This window comes from Streptomyces sp. NPDC004667 (genome assembly GCF_040609475.1).
Lineage (GTDB): Bacteria > Actinomycetota > Actinomycetes > Streptomycetales > Streptomycetaceae > Streptomyces.
Genome location: NZ_JBEXKC010000004.1, coordinates 128368 through 147684 on the forward strand (window position 1 = coordinate 128368; position 19317 = coordinate 147684).

Sequence of the window (19317 nt, forward strand, 5' to 3'; positions counted from 1 at the left end):
TGCCCAGCTCCTATTTCTCGACGTAACGCAGGGAGCGTAGCCCGCGTTCCAGATGCCAGTGCAAATAGGCCGAGACCAGCCCGCTGCCCTCCCGCACGTGGCGCGCCTCGCAGGCGTCCGCGTGTTTCCAGTCGCCCGTCAGCAGTGCGCTGAGCAGTGCGATGGCCTCCGACGAGGGTACGACGGAGCCGGGGACGCGGCAGTCTGCGCATATGACCCCGCCCGCGGCTACGGAGAAGTGCCGGTTGGGGCCGTGGATCCCGCATTTCGCGCAGTCCTCGAAGCTGGGCGCGTAGCCGTTGACGGCGAGGGAGCGCAGCAGGAAGGCGTCGAGGATGAGGTGGGGTTCGTGTTCGCCGCGCGCGAGCGTGCGCAGGGCGCCGACCAGCAGCAGGTACTGCTGGACGGAGGGTTCGCCCTCGTTCTCGGTGAAGCGTTCGGCGGTCTCCAGCATCGCGGTGCCGGCGGTGTAGCGGGCGTAGTCGGTGACGATGCCGTTGCCGTAGGGGGCGATGATCTCGGTCTGGGTGCACAGCGGCAGGCTGCGGCCGATCAGCTCGCTGCCGCGGGCGAAGAACTGCACGTCGGCGTGGGAGAAAGGTTCCAGCCCGGCGCCGAACTTGGACTTCGTACGGCGCACCCCGCGGGCGACGGCCCGTACGCGGCCGTGACCGCGGGTGAGCAGCGTGATGATGCGGTCCGCCTCACCCAGCTTCTGGGTGCGCAGCACGATGCCGTCGTCGCGGAACAGGCTCATGCGCCCATTGTCACCTGTGCGGGGCCCCGTACGGGGACAGCGCTCGCCCCCGCCGGGACCGTGGTCCGGGCGGGGGCGGCACCCCTTGGGAGGATCAGGGGGCGGTGGTCCCGGCCTCGTCGGCCTTCACGGACTTCTCCGCCCCGGCCGGCGCCGCCACCGGCTGGGCGGGCAGCTCGACCGGCGGGGTGGCCGGCTCGGTCTGCGGGGCGGACGGGGCGTCGTCCCCGGCCAGACCGTTGAAGACCAGGTTGAGGAGGATCGCCGCCGTGGCACCGAGGGTGACACCGCTGTTGAGGAGCGAGGAGACGTCCGGGCTGACGTGCTTGTCGAAGTAGGCCGGAACCGTGGCGGGGAAGAGCGCGAAGGCCAGCGAGACACCGACGATCAGGGCGTTCTTCTCCTCCTTCAGGTCCACCTTGGCGAGGGTCTGGATACCGGCCAGGGCGACCATGCCGAACATCACGGTGGCGGCGCCGCCGAGGACGCCCGGCGGGACGGAGGCGACGATCGCGGCGGCCTTGGGGATCAGGCCGAGCACGATCATGAAGGCGCCGGCTGCCACGACCACGAAGCGGCTCTTGACCTTGGTCATCCGCACCAGGCCGACGTTCTCGGCGAAGGCCACGTACGGGAAGGAGTTCAGGATGCCGCCGAGGGCGGTGGCGGCGCCGTCGGCGCGCAGGGCGCGGGCCACGGTCTCGCTGTCGACCTCCTTGCCGACGATGTCGCCGACCGCGTACGTGTCACCGGTGGTCTCGACCATGGTGATCAGCATGACGATCAGCATGAGGAGGATCGGGAACCATTCGAACTTCGGGGCGCCGAAGTGGAAGGGCGTGGTGACGCCGATCCAGTCGGACTGGCCGACGCCGGCGAACTTCGCGTCGCCGAGCAGGAAGGCCGCCAAGGTACCGCCGACCAGGCCGAGCAGGATGCCGATGCTGCGCAGGAACGGTCCGCCGAACTTCATCAGGACGAGGATGAAGAGCATGGTGCCGCCGGCGTAGGCCAGCTGCGTCGGGACGCCGCCGTCGGCGATCGTCGGGGCGCCGCCGGCCGCGTCCTTGAGGCCGACCGGGATCAGGACGATGCCGAGGACCGTGATGACCGTGCCGGTGACCACCGGCGGGAAGAGCCGCATGACCGCGCGGAACGCCTTGGCGGGCAGCCAGGCGAAGGCGAAGGTGGCCAGACCGGCCGTGATGACCGCGCCGTAGATGACCAGCAGGGCCGCGGTCCCGCCGCCGGCGCCGAGACCGATGGCGATCATCGGCGAGACCGCCGTGAAGGTCACGCCCTGGATCAGCGGGAGCCGCGCGCCGACCCTGCCGATGCCCCATGCCTGGATGATCGAGGCGATACCGCAGGTGAAGAGGTCCGCGTTGATCAGGTAGACGAGCTGTTCCGGGCTCAGCTTGAGCGCGCTGCCGACGATGATCGGGACGATCACCGCACCGGCGTAGAAGGCGAGTACGTGCTGGAATCCGTACAGCGCGAGCTTGGGGAGGGGGAGCACCTCGTCGACCGGGTGCGAGCTCTGCTCTCCGTTGGCGGAAAGCCGGGCGGCGACACGTGCCATCTCTGCCTTGCCCTTCAAAGGTAGGTAATTGAGAGGAAGCTGGTTGTCCCTGGTCGGAGTGGGTCGCTAACCCGTTGGTCCGCCGGGGTTTCAGGGGGAACACGGAGATCGAAGCCCCGCTGTGTTTCCGGCGGTGTCTCGTCGTGTGACCGGAATTGAACGCCTGTGGAAGTGCTCACACATATCGTCGACTTCTACAAAGTGTTGACGTCCCGGGACATCCGATCTGGAGGTTCCACCAGTGGTGCGAGCACGGCGACGGGGGTATGGCCCCGGGCTCCGAAAGACCCCGCCGCGGCTGTGCGGCAGCGAAGCGCACGGGCTCTGACGTGCCCGGACGTCGGCGAGGGGCTTCCGCGTGGCAAAGGGGAGCGCATGATTTCGGCCGTCCGCATGCTGGATGGCCGGATGAGGAGGGAGCACCTCCACCCCGTGGCACGGATCCCGTGGGGCCCCGGTTCACCCCCGTGAGGCCGGATCGTTACGTCCTCCGGGGCCGCCGGAGCCCGCTGCGGGCCCCCTGCGGGGCCCTGCGCAGGCCCCGGAACGCACCGGGGCCCGGCCGGGTCTGCCCCCGGCCGGGCCCTGGTCGGCGTACGCGCGTCGACTACGGCGCCCGCACCGCCGACAGCAGCCGGGCCACCTCCTGCGCGTCCATGCGCAGCGCGGCACCGACGGTGGCCAGCACCTCGCGCTCGGCGGGGATGTACGGCCCGTCCGCGAGGGCGATCCGGGCGCCCTGGAGCAGGATCGATGCGCGGCCCGGTCCGGCCAGGTGCGGAGCCAGTGGTTCCAGCGCCTCGTGGAGCTCTATCGACAGGGCGGCCCCGCAGCACTCGGGCCCTTCGTAGAGCCCGAGCCGGCCCTCGTCGGTGGCCAGGGCCTCCACCATGGACTCCAGCTGCTCCTCCGTGCAGTCCTGGAACCCGGCGGCCCGTACGGCCGCCACGGCGGCCTCCAGCGCGCTGCGCGAGGAGGTGCCGCCGGCCGCCAGCACCGCGAGGGCGACCGTGTGCGCGGCGTCGCGCAGCAGCGCGGAGAAGCGGGTGGTGGTGAGGTGGTCGAGCACCTCGGTGTCGAAGCGGTCCCGGCAGGCCTGGCACTCGACGACGGGGCCCGCGTCCCCGCGCGGCAGCAGCGGCACTCCGAGCACGGTGAAGCGGCGGCGCCCGGTGCGCCGGCGGTAGTTGCGGTCACCGCCGCAGCCGGGGCAGAAGAACTCCCCGTCGCCCACGGTGCTCCAGGTGGTACGGATGCCCCAGGCCGTCAGCTTCCGGCCGTCCCCACCCCGAACTGGCAGCACGTCGCACCTCCGTCACCTTCCGGCAGCATCGCCGGGTTGGCGTGATGTTAGCCACATCGGTGAGGATGCGTCAGTCGTGTGACAAGACAACATCGGGCGGGGGCGCGCAGTTGGCCGAGTTGCGCCCCCGTCGCCGTGTGCGCCCCCCGGCGCCTTCGCGCAGTCCCTACCCTCGGCGCCATGAACGAGAAGTCCTGTCTGGTCACCGGTGCCGCGAGCGGCATCGGCCGGGCCACGTCCCTGCTGCTGGCCCGCTCGGGGGCCCGGCTGACCGCCGCCGACGTCAACGCCGACGGCCTGGAGGCCCTGCGCGCGGAACTGGCCGGTGAGGGCCGGAGCATCACCGTCGTCACCGGTGACGTGTCCGATCCCGGGGCCAACCGCGCGATGGTCGCGGCGGCGGTCGGCGCCTACGGCCGCCTCGACGTCGCCGTGGCGAACGCCGGGGTGCTCCCCCTTTCGGACGTACGCGAGACCAGTCCCGAGGACTGGGACCACGTGATGGCCGTCGACGGCCGGGGAATGTTCCTGACCTGCAAGTACGCGATCGAGGCGATGACCGCGCAGACCCGTCCCGGCGGGGCGCTGGTGTGCGTGTCCTCGATCTCGGGCGTCGCCGGACAAGCGCGCCAGGCGGCTTACGGGCCCGCGAAGTTCGTGGCCTCCGGGCTGACCAAGCACCTGGCGGTGGAGTGGGCCGCGCACGGGATCCGCGTCAACGCGGTGGCGCCCGGAACCATCCGCACGGAGCGGGTGATCGCGCTGGCGGACGAGCCGGGCGGGCCGGAGTACCTGGCCGAGGTGACCGCCGCCCATCCGATGGGCCGGCTCGGCGAGCCGGAGGAGGTGGCCCGGGTCATCGCTTTCCTCGCCTCGGACGCGGCGTCCTTCGTCACGGGCGCGGTGCTCCCGGTCGACGGCGGCTACCTGGCCCGCTGAGGGCCCGTACGGCTCCCCGGAACGGCGGAACCCCTCCCCCTGCCGTGCGGCGGGGGGCGGGGTTCTCGTACGGGGGTCGTACGGGCGTCAGCGGCCCGCGCGGTTGACGGCGGAGATGACCGCCTTCAGGGAGGCGCGGGTGGTGTTGGCGTCGATGCCGATGCCCCACAGGACGCGGCCGTCGATCGCGCACTCGATGTACGAGGCGGCCACGGCGGAGGCGCCCTCGCTCATCGTGTGCTCGGTGTAGTCCAGCAGGCGGGCGTCGACGCCGATGCCGGCCAGCGCGTCGAAGAAGGCCGAGATCGGACCGTTGCCGGTGCCGTTCAGGACCGTCTCCACGCCGTCCACGACCGCCTCGACGGTCAGCGTGTCCGTGCCGTCCTTGTCGGTGGCGGTCGAGCCGGAGCGCAGCTGGATGCGGCCCCACGGGTTCTCGGGGTTGGGCAGGTACTCGTCGGAGAAGACGTCCCAGATCGCCTTCGGCGTGACCTCGCCGCCCTCGGCGTCGGTCTTGGCCTGGATGATCCGCGAGAACTCGATCTGCATGCGGCGCGGCAGGTCCAGCTTGTGGTCGTTCTTCAGGACGTAGGCGATGCCGCCCTTGCCGGACTGCGAGTTGACGCGGATGACCGCCTCGTAGGAGCGGCCGACGTCCTTCGGGTCGATCGGCAGGTACGGGACCGCCCACTCGATGTCGTCGACGGTCTTGCCCCGGGCGGCCGCGTCGGCCTCCATGGCGTCGAAGCCCTTCTTGATGGCGTCCTGGTGGGAGCCGGAGAAGGCGGTGTAGACCAGGTCGCCCGCGTAGGGGTGGCGCGGGTGGACCTCCATCTGGTTGCAGTACTCGCTGGTGCGACGGATCTCGTCGATCTGCGAGAAGTCGATCTGCGGGTCGATGCCCTGGGAGAACAGGTTCATGCCCAGCGTGATCAGGTCGACGTTGCCGGTGCGCTCGCCCTGCCCGAACAGGCAGCCCTCGACGCGGTCGGCGCCGGCCATCAGGGCCAGCTCGGCGGCGGCGACGGCGGTGCCGCGGTCGTTGTGCGGGTGCACGGAGATGCAGACGTGCTCGCGGCGGGTCAGGTTGCGGGCCATCCACTCGAAGCGGTCCGCGTGGGTGGAGGGCGTCGAGCGCTCCACGGTGGCGGGCAGGTTCAGGATGATCTCGCGGCCCTCGGCCGGCTGCCAGACGTCGCAGACGGCCTCGCAGACCTCCAGGGCGAAGTCCAGCTCGGTGTCGGTGAAGATCTCCGGGCTGTACTGGTAGCCGAAGGTGGTCTCCGGGCCCAGCAGCTTCTCGGCGTACTCCATGACCAGGCGGGTGCCGTCGACGGCGATCTGCTTGATCTGCTCCTTCGAGCCGCGGAAGACGACCCGGCGGAAGGTGGGGGCGGTGGCGTTGTACAGGTGCACGGTGGCGCGCTTGGCGCCGACCAGGGACTCCACGGTCCGCTCGATCAGGTCCTCGCGGGCCTGGGTCAGTACGGAGATGGTGACGTCGTCCGGGATCGCGCCCTCTTCGATGATGGAGCGGACGAAGGCGAAGTCGGTCTCGCCGGAGGAGGGGAAGCCGACCTCGATCTCCTTGTAGCCCATGCGCACCAGCAGGTCGAACATCTCGCGCTTGCGGGCGGGGGTCATCGGGTCGATCAGCGACTGGTTGCCGTCGCGCAGGTCGGTGGAGAGCCAGCGGGGGGCCTTGGTGACGCGGGCGTCCGGCCAGGTGCGGTCGGGGATGTCCACCTGCTCGTACCGGCCGTACTTGTGGATCGGCATCCCGGAGGGCTTCTGGGTGTGGGTCGCGCTGGTGATGGGCGTGGGGCGACCGACAAAAGGCTGCTGGCTCATGGCGTTGGGCTCCTCGCGTGTCCGCGTGTAGTTCGCTGGGACGGCCGACGGCGGTAGTGAAAACCGCAACACCAAACTCCGCGGGGAGGGGGTCGGCCTACGACTACAGACCCTCGCCGCGGCAGCTAAGGAGAAGCAGCCCGAAACGCATGATGGGCCGAGCCTAGCCGAGCCGCGCCGTATCGCGAGGACCTGTTTCAGTATGCAAGACCCCCACGTCCGTTTTGCACCTTTTGTGGGTTACGTCTCGGTCTCTCCGGTGAGGTCCGGCGAATCCGTCAACGCGGCATGACGGCTTTCAGACAGTCGAATGAATCATGGTCGCTGCTAGTGACATCGAGGTGACCCACTGCCACATTTCCGGCATGGACGCCTCCCACACCCCTGACCACGCCCGCCTCCACCCCGTCTTCTGCACCGTCGTGCCGCCGCACCTGCTCGACCGGGCCGCCCGGTCCGCGGACTCCGCCCGCGCCGACGCCGCGCAGCGCACCCTGGAGCTGGACGCCTCCCTGCGGACCCGGCGCCGGATCAGCGCCGTCCGGGGGATCGCCCCGCCCGCGCCGGAAGCGCCCGCGGCGGACGGGCCCCACCGGACGATCTACGACTCCCAGCACCGCACCCGGCTGCCCGGGAAGAAGGTCCGCGGGGAGGGGGCCGAGCCGAGCAAGGACGCCACCGTGAACCGCGCGTACGCCGGGCTGGGCGCCACGTACGACCTCTTCCTCAAGGGGTACGGGCGGCGCTCGATCGACGGCTCGGGGCTCCCCCTGGACGCGAGCGTGCATTACGGCCAGGACTACAACAACGCCTTCTGGGACGGGCAGCAGATGGTCTTCGGCGACGGTGACGGCGACCTCTTCCTGGACTTCACCGTGTCCGTGGACGTCATCGGGCACGAGCTGACCCACGGGGTCACCCAGTACACGGCCAACCTCGACTACCACGGCCAGTCCGGGGCCCTCAACGAGTCGATGTCCGACGTGTTCGGCTCCCTGATCAAGCAGTACTCCCTCGGCCAGAACGCCGACGAGGCGGACTGGCTGATCGGTGCCGGGCTGCTCGGCCCGAACGTGACCGGGGTCGCGCTGCGTTCGATGAAGGCGCCCGGCACGGCGTACGACGACGACGAGCTCGGCAAGGACCCGCAGCCGGCCACGATGGACGGCTACGTCACCACCTCGCGCGACAACGGCGGGGTCCACATCAACTCCGGCATCCCCAACCACGCCTTCTACATCGTGGCGAGCGAGCTCGGCGGCAAGGCCTGGGAGCGGGCCGGGCAGATCTGGTACGACGCCCTCACGGGCGGGCAGCTGGAGGCGCGGGCGGACTTCGCGGCCTTCGCCCGGCTCTCCACGGCGGCGGCCGTCGCCCGCTACGGGGAGGGCGGCGCCGAGCACCAGGCCCTCCAGAAGGCGTGGGCGGCCGTCGGCCTGGGGTAGCGGGCCCTCCTGGGGTATGAAGGGCCGCATGCGGATCGAAGTGGTGCGGACGGGCGGTTTCGCGGGGATCGAGCGCCGGGCCGAGGTGGACACCTCGGGCCGGCCCGACGAGGACGAGCTGCGGGCACTGGCCCTGCTGGCACTGAGGCCCGACCCGGCGGCCGGCCGGGGTGCGGGAGGGGTGCGGGACGGGTTCTCGTACCGGATCACGGTGGACGGGCGGACGGTGTCCTGCCAGGACCCGCACCTCTCGGACGCCCAGCGGAGCCTGATCTCGCGGCTGCTGAAGGAGGGTGCCTGAACGGGGCTCCGGAAAGCGGGTGACCGAGGGGCTCCGGAAAGCGGGTGACCGGGCGGGGCGGCTTTGCTTGGATGGCCGGATGAGCGAAACGATCTTGGCTGCCCTGGAGCGGTACTACGACACCGTCCCCCGTGTGGGCGGCGCGCGGGGTGAGGACTTCGGTCCGCTGACCCTCTTCGTCCAGGAGGGCGAGGGCTGGCCCTACTACGCGCGGCCCGCACTCGGCGGCCCCGCCGGCGTGCGCGCCGGGGACGTACGGAAGGTGCTGGAGAGGCAGCGGGAGCTGGGAGTGCCCGAGGCGTTCGAATGGGTGGCCGAAACCAGTCCCTCCTTGCGGGCCGCCGTGGAAGCGGCCGGGCTGCACGTCCACGCGCACCCGCTGATGGTGCTGGACGCGGCTGCGCAACCCCTGCCTCCGCACCCGGAGGTACGGCTGCTGGACGCCGACGACCCGCTGCTGAGGGCCGCGGTGACCGTGCCCGCGCTGGCCTTCGCCGCTCCGGGGACGGCCACGGGCGAGGCCGGGACCGCCGAGCTGGCGGCGGCGCTGGAGGACCCGGGGACCGAGGCCCGCCGGGCCCGCGTCTCGGGCATGCTCGCGGACGGCCGCACCGGCATGGCCGCGGCGGTACGCGACGGGGTGGTGCTCTGCTCCGGCCAGTACAACCCGGTCGGCGGGGTCGCCGAGGTCGTCGGCGTCGGCACGCTGCCCGCCGCCCGCCGCCAGGGGCTGGCCCTCGCGGTGACGGCGGCCCTGGTCGCGCACGCGCTGGAGCGGGGTGCCCGGACCGTGTTCCTGTCGGCCGGCGACGAGGACGTGGCCCGGATCTACGGCCGCGCCGGCTTCCGCCGCGTGGGCACGGCCCTGATCGCGGAGCCTGCGGCGCGGGACGCCTGAACGGCGGGACGCCTGAGCGGCGGGGCGACGGGCAGCGGGGCGACGGGGCGGCCTGTCAGCGGGGCGACGGGCGGGAGCAGCCGTCTTTTTGCCGGAACGGCAACGATGTTTGCCGCAGGGCCCCGCCGGACGCAGCATCGCCGGTGTCCCTGCCGGCACCACCGAGGAGGCCCCGTGGCCGACCACCAGCCGCACGACCGTCAGCACACCCCCGAGAGCGGCTCCGGCCGGGCGTACTGGGACGGCCGCTACCGCGAACGCGAGCGGGTCTGGAGCGGCGCCGCCAACGCCGTCCTGGTCCGGGAGGCCGCGGACCTGGCCGCCGGCCGGGCCCTGGACCTGGGCTGCGGCGAGGGCGGCGACGCGATCTGGCTGGCCCGGCGCGGCTGGCGGGTGACGGGGACCGACATCTCCGGCGTGGCCCTGGAGCGGGCGGCCGAGCACGCCGCCGGGGCCGGGGTCGCCGACCGGGTGCGGTGGGAGCGGCACGACCTGGCCGAGTCCTTCCCCGCCGGGGAGTTCGACCTGGTCTCCGCCTGCTTCCTGCACACCTTCGGGGAGTTCCCGCGCGAGCGGATCCTGCGGACGGCCGCCGCGGCCGTGGCCCCCGGCGGGGTGCTGCTGGTGGCCGGCCACGCGGGCTGGGCGCCCTGGCAGGACACCTCGGCCATGGACCCGCTCCAGCGCGCGGTCCGCTTCCCCACCCCCGACCGGGTCGTGGCGGAGCTGGAGCTGCCCGAGGGGGCCTGGGAGGTGCTGCTGGCCGAGGAACACGAACGGGTCCAGAACATGCCGGACGGCACGCCCCGGACCCGTACGGACAACGCGGTGAAGGTCCGGCGCCTGGCCTAGGCCGGGCCCGGGCCGCTAGAAACCGAGCTTGCGCAGCTGCTTGGGGTCGCGCTGCCAGTCCTTGGCGACCTTCACGTGCAGGTCGAGGAAGACCGGGGTGCCGAGCAGCGCCTCGATGTGCTTGCGCGACTTCATGCCGACCTCCTTCAGGCGCGAGCCCTTGGGGCCGATGATGATGCCCTTCTGGCTGGGGCGCTCGATGTAGACGTTGGCGTGGATGTCGAGCAGCGGCCGGTCCGCGGGCCGGTTCTCGCGCGGGATCATCTCCTCGACGACGACCGCGATGGAGTGCGGGAGCTCGTCGCGCACGCCTTCGAGGGCGGCCTCGCGGATCAGCTCCGCGACCATCACCATCTCGGGCTCGTCGGTGAGGTCGCCCTCCGGGTAGAGCGGGGGGCTCTCGGGCAGCAGCGGGGCGATCAGGTCGGCCAGCAGCTGGACCTGGTTGTCGCCGACCGCCGAGACGGGGACGATCTCGGCCCACTCGATGCCGAGTTCCGCGCCGAGCTGGTGGATGGCCAGGAGCTGCTCGGCGAGGGCCTTCGACTCGACCAGGTCGGTCTTGGTCACGATGGCGATCTTGGGGGTCTTCTTGATCGCCGCGAGTTCCTTGGCGATGAACTTGTCGCCGGGACCGAGCTTCTGGTCGGCGGGCAGGCAGAAGCCGATGACGTCGACCTCGGCCCACGTGGTGCGCACGACGTCGTTCAGCCGCTCGCCGAGCAGGGTGCGCGGCTTGTGCAGCCCGGGGGTGTCGACCAGGACCAGCTGGGCGTCGGGGCGGTGCACGATGCCGCGGACGGTGTGCCGGGTGGTCTGCGGCCGGTTGGAGGTGATCGCGACCTTGGTGCCCACGAGCGCGTTGGTCAGGGTCGACTTGCCCGCGTTGGGGCGGCCGACGAAACAGGCGAAGCCCGCGCGGTGCGGGGCGGTGGGCTCGGGGGAACGATCGCTCATACGGGCCATTCTCCCCGATGCCGCTCCCAGCGCCGACCAGGCCGCCGCCGCGAGGGTCAGGGCGAGTGCCAGAACGGGGGCGAGCAGGGGGTGCGCGGCGTGGTCGGCGCCGCCGGTGGCGCTCACCCCGGAGGCTTCGGCGCGCACCGTCAGCCGGGTCCACTCCAGGGGCGGCGGTCCGTCCCAGCGGGTGGTGAGGCGGGCCTGCTGACCGGGCAGCAGCTCGGCGGGCAGGCCCGTGAGCGCGCGGTGCAGCAGGGGGCGGCCGAGGGTCCCGGTGGCGGTGAGGACGGCGCGGGGCCGCAGGGTGACGTTGCCGAGGTTGCGCAGGGTGTACGAGACCTCCGTGCCCGCGCCGCCCGCGGGGGCGACGGCCCGTACGTCCTCCACCGCGAGGGCGGGCGCGGTGGGCCCCGCGACCCGCAGGTAGAGCCGGGCCCCGACGGCCTGCCGGATCCCGATGCCCGCCGCGGTGCCCGCGGTGGCGGCCGGCGCGTCCTCCAGGGCCACGAGGGCGCCCGGGTGGTCCCCGGGCTCGGCCCGGTCGGGGACGCTCAGCTCGAAGCCAACGTCCACCGTCCCCCGGGCCGGCACGGTGACCCGGTCCCGCTCCAGCCGCACCCACTCCGCGGGGGCGCCGCGCGGCTCGTCGGGGCCTCGCAGGGCGAAACCGCCGTCGCGGGCGGTGTTGTGGGCGTCGGCGGCGTAGAGCCGGAAGGTGCGCGGCCGGTCGGTGCGGTTGGCGATGGTGACGGTGTCCCGGACGGTTCCGCCGGGGGGCGCGGCGAGGTAGAAGTACGGGCGCTGCCCGACGGCGGTGGCAGCGGGCAGCACGGACCACTGCCCGTTGTCGGCGGCGGCCGCCGACCGGGCGGGCCCCAGCAGCGCGAACAGGGCGAGCGCCGCCGCGGCCAGGACGGCGGCCGCGGTCCGGATCACGACAGGGTCAGGGTCAGCACCGCCGTGTACGCCCCCGGCGGGGTGTAGGCGGGGACCCGCAGGGCGACGGTGGCGTCGATGGTGAAGGTGCCCCCGGTCAGGGGGGCGTCGGCGGTGGACGCCAGCACCGCGCCGTCCGGGCCGACCGGGCCCGGGCTGCCCGGCGCGCAGGGGCTGGGGCTGCCCGGCGCGGCCGTGCAGGAGGGGGTCCAGGAGAGGGAGCCGCCCGGGATGCGCAGGCCGCCGGGGCCCGCGAAGTCGCCGACCCGGCCGACCAGCGACCACCCCGCCGGGCCGCCCCGGGCGTCCTTGACGGTGACCGTGCCGATCCGGCCGGGGGCCGCGCCGCCGTCCCCGTACGGGACCGCGCCGAGGGTCACCGCGTCACCCGTCTGGGTCATGGCGAGGCTGCCCGGCTCGACGGTCGCCGTCAGCCGCTGGGTGCCGGGCGGTGTCACGGCCGGCTCGACCACCGTGTACGCGGCCGGGCCCGTGCCCCGCCCCGCCGACCAGGCCGCGCCCTCGTACGCCACCACCGCCGTCGTGGCCCGGTCCGTGACGGGCAGCAGCGCGGTGACCTCCCCGCGCGCGTCCGCGGTGGCCGCCACCCGGTCGGCGGTCTCGGCGGTGCCCGCGCGGCCCGTCACGGTCACGGCGGTGCCCGGGGCGAAGCCCGCCCCGGTGACGGTGACCCGGGCGCCCGGGGCTCCGTAGCCGGAGCCCAGCAGGACGCGGCGCAGGTTGGCGGTGGGCAGTGCGGTGGCGGTGAGGCGCTCCGAGACGGGTGCGCCGGTGACGCCGCAGACCGTGTCCAGGTCGAGGAGGTGGCCGGTGTGGAGGGTGTAGGTGCCGGGGGCGAGGGTGATCGCGCCCGGGGAGGTGACGGTGAAGGTGCCGGTCATGGTGACGGCGGGCAGGGCGGCCCCCATCTGCACGGGCTCGTTGCGCTTGGCGCCGACCACGGTGACCTCGCCGCTCTGCGCGCCGCCGAGCAGGACCGTCCCGGCCGGGGTGAGGACGTCGGCGGGCAGGGGTGCGGGCAGCGGGTTCACGGCCGGGGACCGGGCCACCCGGTAGGTGACGGTCACGATGTCGCCGACGCGCGGGGCGGGGTTGTCGACGGTGATCCGGGCCGTGGTGGGGCCGTCGGCGGGCGGCAGACCGGCTTCCTGGGGCGGCAGGCAGTGCGCGGGGAACTCCACCTGCCCCGGGGGCGTTTCCTCCACGGCGGCAGCCGGACCGCCCAGCGCTCCCCCGCTCGCGGCCGCGAGCACGGCCATGCCGACGGCCGCCCGCCATCCCCTGCTGCGCGCGCGTGTTCGCACCTGAGCCCCCCGCGTTCCGTCGCCCCGTTCCGTCGCCCCGACAGGGGGACATTCACGAGCGGGCGGCGGGAGAAGTCAATGCACGGACCCGGCACGAACTGATGGCCCATCAGGATATGGCACCGTGTCGGGCGCCGCCGCCTTCCCGGGCGCCCGCGGGGCCGCCTCCGCCGCCCGGAAGGTGCGCCGGTAGGCCGTCGGGCTCACCCCCAGCGCCGCCTGGACGTGCTTGCGCAGCGACTGGGCCGTGCCGAAGCCCGTCTCCCGCGCCACCGCCTCCATCGGCAGCTCGGTGCGCTCCAGCAGCCGCCGGGCCCGCTCCACCCGCTGGGCGGTGATCCACTCGCCGGGGCTGACCCCGGACTCCTCGCGGAAGCGGCGCGTGAAGGTCCGTACCGACATGGCCTCCTGCCGGGCGAGGTCGCCGAGCCGCAGCGGTTCGTGCAGCCGGTCCAGCACCCAGGCGCGCGCCGCCGAGGTGCTGGCCCGCTGCGGCTCGGGCACGGGGCGGGCGACGAACTGCGCCTGTCCGCCCTCCCGGTGGGGCGGCACGACGGTCCGCCGGGCGGTGTCGTTGGCGACGGCCGCGCCGTGGTCGCGGCGCACGATGTGCAGGCACAGGTCGATGCCCGCGGCGACCCCGGCCGAGGTCAGCACGTCCCCGTCGTCGGTGTAGAGCACGCCCGCGTCCACCCGCACCCGCGGGAACGTCCGCTGGAAGTGCTCGGCCCAGGCCCAGTGGGTGGTGGCCGGGCGGCCGTCCAGGTAACCGGCGGCGGCCAGGACGTAGCCCCCCGTACAGATGGACACCATCCGGGTGCCGGGCCGGACGTGCGCGAGGGCGGCGGCGAGCTCCTCGGTCAGCCGGCCCTCGGAGTGCACCGGCCCCAGCTCGTGCGAGGCGGGCACCACGACCGTGTCGGCCGTCGCCAGCAGCTCCGGGCCGTGTTCCACGTGGATGGCGAAATCGGCGTCCGTGCGCACCGGCCCGGGAGCGGTCCCGCAGGTCAGGACCGTGTACAGGGGCCGTCCCGCCGGGTCCCAGGCCCGGCCGAAGATCCGGTGCGGAATGCCGAGCTCGAAGGGCAGCAGCCCGGCGAGCGCGAGGACGACGACGCGGTGGGTCCGGGGGCTGCGTTCCGTGGCCATGGCCCGATCGTAGCGAACCATGTCGGTCAGGCCACTGTCGCCGGGGTCCCGCAGGCCGGAAGCTGTCGACGTGACGCAGACAGCACCCCCCTCCACGACCCGCACGCCCGCTCCCCGCCGGGCCGGACGCATCCACCGCGCCTGGTTCGCCGCGGCCGTCGCCTTCGTGACGATCATCGGCGCGGCCGCCTTCGCCTCCCTCCCCGGACTGCTCATCGAGCCGTTGCACGCGGAGTTCGACTGGTCGCGCGGCACGATCGGCTTCGCGGTCTCCGTCAACCTCGCGCTCTACGGGCTCACCGCGCCCTTCGCCGCCGCCCTGATGGACCGTTTCGGCATCCGCCGGGTCGTCGCCCTCGCCCTGACCGTCATAGCCGGCGGCTCCCTGGCCACCGTGTGGATGACCGCGCCCTGGCAGCTGGTCCTGTACTGGGGCGTGCTCGTGGGGCTGGGCAGCGGCTCGATGGCCCTGGCCTTCGCGGCGACGGTGACCAACCGCTGGTTCACCGCCCGGCGCGGCCTGGTCACCGGCATCCTGACCGCAGCGGGCGCCTCCGGACAGCTGATCTTCCTGCCGCTGCTGTCCTGGCTCGTGGAGCACCACGGCTGGCGCCCGGCCGCCGTGACGGTGTCCCTCGCGGCCCTGTCCGTCGTCCCCTTCGTCTGGCTGCTGCTGCGCGACCACCCCGCCGACGTGGGCCTCGCCCCCTACGGCGGCGCCTACGCCGACAAGCCCGCGCCGGTCCCCGGCGCGGCGCGGCGGGCCGTCGGCGTGCTCCTCAAGGCGGCCCGAACGGGACCGTTCTGGCTGCTCGCGGGCACCTTCGCGATCTGCGGCGCCTCCACCAACGGCCTGGTCAAGACCCACTTCGTGCCCGCCGCCCACGACCACGGGATGCCCGTGACGGCCGCCGCCGGACTGCTGGCGGTGATCGGCGTGTTCGACGTCCTCGGCACCATCGCCTCCGGCTGGTTCACCGACCGCTTCGCACCCCGCCGCCTGCTGGCCGTGTACTACGCCCTGCGCGGGGTGTCCCTGCTGTTCCTGCCCGTGCTGCTGGCGCCGTCCGTGCACCCGCCGATGGTGTTCTTCATCGTCTTCTACGGCCTGGACTGGGTGGCCACCGTCCCGCCCACCATCGCCCTGTGCCGCGAGCACTACGGGGAGGACAGCGCGATCGTCTTCGGCTGGGTGCTGGCCTCCCACCAGGTGGGCGCGGCGCTGGTGGCCTTCCTCGGCGGCGTGGCCCGCGACGCCTTCGGCTCCTACGACCTCGTCTGGTACGCGGCGGGCGGCCTGTGCGCGATGGCCGCCCTGATGGCCATGGTCATCCGCCGCCCCGCCGCGACCACCGCGACCACCGCCCCGGCCGCTACAGCAGTGGCTCGTTGAGCAGTTCGCGCAGCCAGCGGGCGCTGTCGGCGGCCCCCGAGCTGGCCCCGGCGGCCGGGCCCCCGGGGAAGAGCCGGACCCAGGACCCGGCCCGCCCGATGGCCCCGAGCCGCAGGGCCAGGCTCGCCGCGCGGCGCAGGCCGGCCGCGTCGGCCCCGGCGCCTCCCCAGGGCTCCAGGTAGGCGTCCCGCAGCCGGGGCAGCACCCCGGACCCGTAGCGCGCCCGCGCCACCCGCAGGGGGACGAGCAGCCCGCAGAACGGGTGGGTGACGGAGGCGTCGCCCCAGTCGAAGAAGGTGAACCGGCCCGGCGCCGGGGCGAAGAACTGCCCCTCGTGCAGGTCCGCGTGGTCGAGGGAGTCCGCGACGCCCGCGCCGGCGAGCTCGGCGCACCAGGCGGCGAGCCGGGGCCGCAGGTCCCGCAGTGCCCGGCGGTCGTCCTCGTCCAGGGCGGTGTTCGCGGCGACCAGCCGGTCGAAGACCTCCGGAAGTGCGGCGGTCCGGGCGGCGGGTACGCCGAGCGCCTCGATCTCCGCGGTGCGCGGCGTCAGGTCCCGCTGGAGTTCGGCGTACCGGGCCAGCGGGGCCTCCCAGGCCCGCGGGTCGGCGGGGCCGCCGTCCAGCACGTCCCGGAAGAGCGGTCCGCCGTCCGGCAGCAGCGACCAGCCCCGGGCGGGGTCCACCACCAGGGGCCGCAGCCCGTGTGCGGGGGCCCAGCGGGAGAGGGCCTCGGTCAGCCCGGCCTCGAAGGCACTGGCGGGCGGGTTCGCCTTGAACCAGACGGGGGCACCGCCTCGACCGCGATCCGGACCAGCACGGACCACGGCCGCAGCCGGACCCGCCGCTCCCCCGTCGCCCGCAGGCCGTGCGCGGCCAGCGCGTCCCCGGCCCACGCGAGGGCGGCGGCGCGCCACGGGGCCCGGTCCCAGGGGGTCACCCCCCGGGGATGGCCGTCCCGGTCCACCGCCTCGCGCACGTCCTCGCCCATCGGGCCATCCCACCACCGGCCGCGGGGGCCGGGCCACCGGATTACCGGTGGGCGGTCAGGCCCCGGCGGGCGTGGTCGACTTCAGGGTGCCGTCCGGGCCGGCCAGCAGGACGGGGGTGGCGGGACCGCCGAGGTCGCGGACCGCGGCGCGGTCGGCTTCGGCGGGCGCGTCGGCCGCGCTCACCACGGCCGCCGCCTCCAGGGACCGGGCGCCGCTGGCCACCGCCATGGCGACCGCCGTCTGCAGGGCGCTCAGCTTCAGGGACTCCAGCTCCACGGTGCCGGCGACGTACGTACGGCCGGTCTCGTCGCGGACCGCCGCACCCTCCGGGACCCCGTTGCGGGCCCGGGCGCTGCGCGCCAGCGTGATGATCTTGCTGTCCTCGGGGTCGATCCCGGTGCCCACGGTGCTCTCGCTCATGGTCGAAAGCATAGGGAGCACCCCGGTGCCACCGTGAGACGACCCCGCCGAGGCGCCTCAGGGCCGGTCGAGCCGCAGCCGCTCCGCCTTCGGCAGACCCGCCACGACCAGGTCGTACGAGTCCTCGACCAGCTCCCGCACCAGCACGTCCGGCAGCTCCGCGACGGTCAGCGTGTTCCAGTGCCGCTTGTTCATGTGCCAGCCCGGGGCGATCGCCGCATGCTCCGCGCGCAGCCGAAGGGCCTCCTCCGGATCGCACTTGAGGTTGACCTTCAACGGCTCGGCGTCCAGCGCCGAGAGCGCGAACACCTTCCCCAGCACCTTGAACACCGAGGTCTCCGGCGTGAAGGGGAACTCCTCGACCGCCGCGTTGAACTCCAGACACAAGGCACGCAGCTCCGCCGGGGTCATCCGCCCTCCTCCTCGTCGGCCGCCGCCACCGGCTGCACCGGCTCCACCAGCACCGTCACGATCTTGTTGCGCCGACCGGCCGGGGACTCCGCCGTCATCCGCAGCGGGCGCCCGTCCGGCAGCTCCACCACCGACGACGCACCGGCGATCGGAACCCGCCCCAGCGCCTTCGCCAGCAGCCCGCCGACCGTCTCCACGTCCTCGTCGTCGAAGGCCTCCACCCCGAAAAGCTCTCCGAGGTCGGTGATGTCGAGCCGGGCCGTGACCCGGTAGCGGTCGTCGCCCAGCTCCTCCACGGGCGCGATCTCCCGGTCGTACTCGTCGGTGATCTCACCGACGATCTCCTCCAGGATGTCCTCGATGGTCACGATGCCCGCGGTGCCGCCGTACTCGTCGATGACCACGGCCACGTGGTTGCGCACCGACTGCATCTCGCGCAGCAGGTCCCCCGCGTTCTTCGTGTCCGGCACGAACACCGCCGGCCGCATCGCCGTGGAGACCAGGTCGCTCTCCGCGTCACGGCTGATGTGCGTCCGGCGGACGAGGTCCTTCAGGTACACGATGCCGACGATGTCGTCCTCGTTCTCCCCCGTGACCGGGATCCGCGAGAAGCCCGACCGCAGGGCGAGCGTGGTCGCCTGACGGATCGTCTTGTACCGCTCGATGCACACCAGATCGGTGCGCGGCACCATCACCTCGCGCACGAGGGTGTCGCCCAGCTCGAAGACCTGGTGCACCATCCGGCGCTCCTCGTCCTGGATCAGCGACTCCTTCTCCGCGAGGTCCACCATCGCGCGCAGCTCGGCCTCGGAGGCGAACGGCCCCTTGCGGAAGCCCTTCCCCGGCGTGAGCGCGTTGCCGATGAGGATCAGCAACTGCGGGATCGGACCCATCACCCGGGCCAGCGGCACCAGCACGTAGGCCGCGGCGGTCGCCGTGTTCAGCGGGTGCTGGCGGCCGATGGTGCGCGGGGACACCCCCACCGCCACGAAGGACACGAGGACCATCACCCCGATGGCCACGAGCAGCGCGGTCCAGTTCTCCCCGAACGCGTCGAGGCACACGTACGTGACGAGCACGCCCGCCGCCATCTCGCAGGTCACCCGGACCAGCAGCGCCACGTTCAGGTAGCGGGTCGGGTCCCCGGCCACCTGGGCGAGCTTGGCGCTCCCGCGCCGGCCCTCCCGTACGGCCTGTTCGGCGCGGAAGGCGGAGATGCGGGCGATGCCGGACTCCGCGCACGCCGCGAACCAGGCCACCACGACCAGCAGGACCGCGCCGGTGATCAGCTGGGGGGCGGTCACGAGACGGTGGGCGCCGGCGAGGGACCGGTCATGCCGCGCTCACCGCGCCAGCCGTCGACGATGGCCGCCTGGAGGCCGAACATCTCGGCCTTCTCGTCCGGCTCCTCGTGGTCGTAGCCGAGCAGGTGCAGCACCCCGTGGACGGTCAGGAGCTGGAGCTCCTCGTCCATGGAGTGCTGCGTCGGGGCGTCCTCGCCCTGCTTCTTCGCGACCTCGGGGCACAGCACGATGTCACCGAGGAGCCCCTGCGGGGGCTCCTCGTCGTCCTTCGACGGCGGACGGAGCTCGTCCATCGGGAAGGACATGACGTCGGTCGGACCGGGCAGGTCCATCCACTGGATGTGGAGCTGCTCCATCGCGTCCTCGTCGATGACGATGACGGAGAGCTCGGACAGCGGGTGGATCCTCATCCGGGTGAGCGCGTAGCGGGCGATGTCGAGGATCGCCTGCTCGTCGACCTCGGTTCCGGACTCGTTGTTGACGTCGATCGACATGGTGCGCTG

Annotated in this window: 17 protein-coding genes and 1 pseudogene; 6 read left to right on the forward strand and 12 right to left on the reverse strand. The window is 73.4% G+C overall.

What is annotated here, in order from left to right; translation table 11 throughout:
* Nucleotides 1-10: 10 nt before the first annotated feature.
* The 3 genes from recO to ABZW32_RS03875 all read right to left on the reverse strand — a co-directional run bounded on the left by recO (nucleotide 11) and on the right by ABZW32_RS03875 (nucleotide 3642).
* Entirely contained in the window at nucleotides 11-757 is a 747-nt protein-coding gene (gene recO, locus ABZW32_RS03865; RefSeq protein WP_030227013.1) for a DNA repair protein RecO, read from the reverse strand.
* Between the two features lie 94 nt (nucleotides 758-851).
* Nucleotides 852-2339, reverse strand: coding sequence for a nucleobase:cation symporter-2 family protein (locus ABZW32_RS03870; protein WP_356210745.1), 1488 nt, complete (start codon nucleotides 2337-2339; stop codon nucleotides 852-854).
* Nucleotides 2340-2946: 607 nt separating this feature from the next.
* Nucleotides 2947-3642 carry a TerB family tellurite resistance protein gene (locus ABZW32_RS03875; RefSeq protein WP_356210748.1) on the reverse strand — a complete coding sequence of 232 codons (696 nt, stop codon included), beginning with the start codon at nucleotides 3640-3642 and terminating at the stop codon, nucleotides 2947-2949.
* Nucleotides 3643-3822: 180 nt separating this feature from the next.
* Here ABZW32_RS03875 and ABZW32_RS03880 point away from each other — a divergent pair, with 180 nt between their 5' ends.
* Nucleotides 3823-4581, forward strand: a complete 759-nt coding sequence (locus ABZW32_RS03880) for an SDR family NAD(P)-dependent oxidoreductase (RefSeq protein ID WP_356210750.1) — start codon at nucleotides 3823-3825, stop codon at nucleotides 4579-4581.
* Nucleotides 4582-4668: 87 nt separating this feature from the next.
* On the opposite strand, the gene leuA is transcribed toward ABZW32_RS03880, so the two are convergent.
* A complete protein-coding gene (leuA, locus tag ABZW32_RS03885; protein ID WP_356210753.1) occupies nucleotides 4669-6432 on the reverse strand; it encodes a 2-isopropylmalate synthase in 1764 nt (587 codons plus the stop codon).
* Between the two features lie 365 nt (nucleotides 6433-6797).
* On the opposite strand from leuA, the gene ABZW32_RS03890 reads away from it, so the two are divergent.
* From ABZW32_RS03890 to ABZW32_RS03905, 4 genes are all read left to right on the forward strand, one after another.
* Nucleotides 6798-7877 (forward strand): M4 family metallopeptidase, encoded by a 1080-nt coding sequence (locus ABZW32_RS03890; RefSeq protein WP_356210859.1) that lies wholly within the window; start codon nucleotides 6798-6800, stop codon nucleotides 7875-7877.
* 28 nt (nucleotides 7878-7905) lie between these two features.
* A complete protein-coding gene (locus tag ABZW32_RS03895) occupies nucleotides 7906-8178 on the forward strand; it encodes a protealysin inhibitor emfourin (RefSeq protein ID WP_266838926.1) in 273 nt (90 codons plus the stop codon).
* 79 nt (nucleotides 8179-8257) lie between these two features.
* The gene (locus tag ABZW32_RS03900) at nucleotides 8258-9076 is read left to right on the forward strand and encodes a GNAT family N-acetyltransferase (protein ID WP_356210756.1); all 819 of its coding nucleotides are present in this window, start codon (nucleotides 8258-8260) and stop codon (nucleotides 9074-9076) included.
* 174 nt (nucleotides 9077-9250) lie between these two features.
* Nucleotides 9251-9928, forward strand: coding sequence for a class I SAM-dependent methyltransferase (locus ABZW32_RS03905; protein ID WP_356210758.1), 678 nt, complete (start codon nucleotides 9251-9253; stop codon nucleotides 9926-9928).
* A gap of 15 nt (nucleotides 9929-9943) precedes the next feature.
* Here ABZW32_RS03905 and era read toward each other — a convergent pair whose 3' ends face one another.
* From era to ABZW32_RS03920, 3 genes are all read right to left on the reverse strand, one after another.
* The gene (era, locus tag ABZW32_RS03910; protein ID WP_030226987.1) at nucleotides 9944-10885 is read right to left on the reverse strand and encodes a GTPase Era; all 942 of its coding nucleotides are present in this window, start codon (nucleotides 10883-10885) and stop codon (nucleotides 9944-9946) included.
* 935 nt (nucleotides 10886-11820) lie between these two features.
* Nucleotides 11821-13104: a beta-xylosidase gene (locus ABZW32_RS03915; protein WP_356210862.1), complete on the reverse strand. Its 1284-nt coding sequence runs from the start codon at nucleotides 13102-13104 to the stop codon at nucleotides 11821-11823.
* Nucleotides 13105-13224: 120 nt separating this feature from the next.
* Nucleotides 13225-14298, reverse strand: a complete 1074-nt coding sequence (locus ABZW32_RS03920; protein ID WP_356210760.1) for a helix-turn-helix domain-containing protein — start codon at nucleotides 14296-14298, stop codon at nucleotides 13225-13227.
* 19 nt (nucleotides 14299-14317) lie between these two features.
* Between ABZW32_RS03920 and ABZW32_RS03925 the strand changes: the two genes are divergently transcribed.
* Nucleotides 14318-15691, forward strand: a complete 1374-nt coding sequence (locus tag ABZW32_RS03925) for an MFS transporter (RefSeq protein ID WP_356210763.1) — start codon at nucleotides 14318-14320, stop codon at nucleotides 15689-15691.
* Here ABZW32_RS03925 and ABZW32_RS03930 read toward each other — a convergent pair.
* The 5 genes and pseudogenes from ABZW32_RS03930 to ybeY form a co-directional block, all read right to left on the reverse strand.
* Nucleotides 15672-16678: pseudogene (locus ABZW32_RS03930) on the reverse strand (aminoglycoside phosphotransferase family protein). The gene ABZW32_RS03925 and the pseudogene ABZW32_RS03930 overlap by 20 nt on opposite strands.
* Nucleotides 16679-16733: 55 nt before the next feature.
* Complete coding sequence (locus ABZW32_RS03935) at nucleotides 16734-17099, reverse strand: cytidine deaminase (RefSeq protein WP_356210766.1); 366 nt, start codon at nucleotides 17097-17099, stop codon at nucleotides 16734-16736.
* A gap of 57 nt (nucleotides 17100-17156) precedes the next feature.
* Nucleotides 17157-17510, reverse strand: coding sequence for an MmcQ/YjbR family DNA-binding protein (locus ABZW32_RS03940; RefSeq protein ID WP_356210768.1), 354 nt, complete (start codon nucleotides 17508-17510; stop codon nucleotides 17157-17159).
* On the reverse strand, nucleotides 17507-18814 hold the full coding sequence (locus ABZW32_RS03945) for a hemolysin family protein (RefSeq protein ID WP_356210771.1): 1308 nt from the start codon (nucleotides 18812-18814) through the stop codon (nucleotides 17507-17509). The genes ABZW32_RS03940 and ABZW32_RS03945 overlap by 4 nt, the downstream gene beginning before the upstream one ends.
* On the reverse strand, nucleotides 18811-19308 hold the full coding sequence (gene ybeY / locus ABZW32_RS03950) for an rRNA maturation RNase YbeY (protein WP_356210774.1): 498 nt from the start codon (nucleotides 19306-19308) through the stop codon (nucleotides 18811-18813). Before ybeY ends, ABZW32_RS03945 begins: the two co-directional genes overlap by 4 nt.
* Between the last annotated feature and the right edge of the window lie 9 nt (nucleotides 19309-19317).